The 1,796-nt window shown below is 72.2% G+C and carries 3 protein-coding genes and 2 pseudogenes; all 5 read right to left on the reverse strand.

The genetic code is table 11. The features are described from left to right. A pseudogene (locus ACFV0Q_RS41275) lies at nucleotides 1-184 on the reverse strand (cytochrome P450); the annotation flags it as partial. Further along, nucleotides 181-801 (reverse strand): ATP/GTP-binding protein, encoded by a 621-nt coding sequence (locus ACFV0Q_RS41280; RefSeq protein ID WP_385013219.1) that lies wholly within the window; start codon nucleotides 799-801, stop codon nucleotides 181-183. The pseudogene ACFV0Q_RS41275 and the gene ACFV0Q_RS41280, both read right to left, overlap by 4 nt. Beyond that, nucleotides 782-1,141 carry a DUF742 domain-containing protein gene (locus ACFV0Q_RS41285; protein ID WP_385013221.1) on the reverse strand — a complete coding sequence of 120 codons (360 nt, stop codon included), beginning with the start codon at nucleotides 1,139-1,141 and terminating at the stop codon, nucleotides 782-784. The genes ACFV0Q_RS41280 and ACFV0Q_RS41285 overlap by 20 nt, the downstream gene beginning before the upstream one ends. Continuing rightward, a complete protein-coding gene (locus ACFV0Q_RS41290) occupies nucleotides 1,138-1,542 on the reverse strand; it encodes a roadblock/LC7 domain-containing protein (protein WP_385013222.1) in 405 nt (134 codons plus the stop codon). Before ACFV0Q_RS41290 ends, ACFV0Q_RS41285 begins: the two co-directional genes overlap by 4 nt. A gap of 6 nt (nucleotides 1,543-1,548) precedes the next feature. After that, nucleotides 1,549-1,796 (reverse strand): annotated as a pseudogene (locus ACFV0Q_RS41295) (ATP-binding protein); the annotation flags it as partial.

A 1,796-nucleotide genomic window follows, 5' to 3' on the forward strand; every position in this document is an offset into this window, starting at 1 on the left:
GCCAGGCCGGGAGGTCTCCGCTGACCAGGACGGGGGCCACCGGCCCGTGCTCGGCCCGCAGCTTCTCGTACAGCCCCATCGGGTCGGCTTCCGCCTCCGGGCCGTGGAGCCGGTACAGGCCGCCCGTGGCCGCCGCGGCGGCGTGGGCCGGGCACTCGGGCGGCGGGGTCGGGTTGGTACTCACATTGCCTCCGGGGTGGCTGCCTGGGAGTGAAGGTAGCGCATGAGGGTCAGCAGGACATCGCGGGAGGAGTCCCGTCTGCGGGCGTCGCAGACGAGGATCGGGACCGAGGGCGGCAGGTCGAGGGCCTGGCGCAGCTCTTCGAGGGGGTGCTCGGGCGCGCCGGGGAAGGAGTTGACGGCGACGACGAAGGGCACGCCCCGCTCTTCGAGCCGCCCGATGACGTCGAAGCTGATTTCGAGCCGGCGGGTGTCGAGGAGCACGACCGCGCCGAGCGCGCCTTCGAAGAGTCCCCGCCACAGGAACCAGAAGCGCTCCTGGCCGGGCGTGCCGAACAGGTAGAGCACGAGTTCGTCGTTGATGCTGATGCGGCCGAAGTCCATGGCCACGGTCGTGGTGGTCTTGCGCGCCACGCCGCGCGTGTCGTCGACTCCGATGCCCGCCCGGGTCATGGTCTCCTCGGTCGTCAGCGGTTTGATCTCGCTGACGGCCCCGACCATCGTCGTCTTGCCCACGCCGAAGCCGCCGACGATGACGACCTTGACGGCGGCCGCCGCCGTGTGCGGGAGTATGTCCACGCTCCGGGGCCCGGCGAGCGGGTCAGAGCTTTTGAAGTCCATCGATCACTGCCTCGATCAGAGCAAGGTCGGGTAGGTGGGCGGCGGGGACGGGCGGGCGCACCTGCACGCGCTTCGTCGAGAGCAGGTCTCCGACCAGGACGGTGACGGCGCTGACGGGCAGGCGGGCGTACGCGGCGATCTCGGCGACCGACAGCGGCGCCTGGCACATCCGCAGGATCGCGGCGTGCTCGGGCGGCATCTCGGGCCGGGCCGCCGCCTTGGCCACGACCAGGGTCACGAGGTCGAGGTGGGTGGCGGTGGACGGCTCGCTGCGGCCGCCGGTGATGACGTAGAGCCGTTCGGGACTGTCTTCCTCCCAGCTCGCGGGGGGCTCACTCACGCGGGCTGTCCGTCATGTCGGGGCGGACTGCTGAGGTGGTCCCCCATCCGGGACACCAGGTTGCGCATCTGGGCGCCCATCAGGCCCGCGTCGACGCCCTCGTCGGCGAGGACGGCCAGGTAGGAGCCGTCGCCGGCGGCCATGAGGTAGAAGAACCCGCCGTCCATCTCGATGACGACCAGGCGCATCCGGCCCTTGGAGTGGGGCAGTTCGGAGGCCACGGCCCCGGCCAGGCTCTGCAGGCCCGCGCAGGCCGCCGCGAGGCGGTCGGCGGTGTCGGTCTCGGCTCCGTACTGGGCCACGCACAGGCCGTCGGCGGACAGCACGATCACGTGCCGCGTCTGTGGCACTCCGGCAGCCAGGTCCTTGAGCATCCAGTCCATGCTGCTTCGCTGTGTCATCACTGCTTACATCCCCTTGGTCACTGAGTCCGACGCGTCCTCGCCGTCGGGGCCGCCCTGGCCCGACGCGCCGGACAATCCGCTGTGGAAGGCCTCCAGCCACATGCCGGGGCCCTCGTCCGCCGCGGTCCGCGGCGCCGCGACGGGCGGGACGTCGGGGCTGGTGGCACGGTCCTTGCGGCGTCGCTGCGGCAGACCGGTGGCGGTTCGTTCGGTGACCGGCGGGCCCTCGTACGCGACGACGCGCCCCGGCC

This window comes from Streptomyces sp. NPDC059564 (genome assembly GCF_042735575.1).
GTDB lineage: Bacteria > Actinomycetota > Actinomycetes > Streptomycetales > Streptomycetaceae > Streptomyces.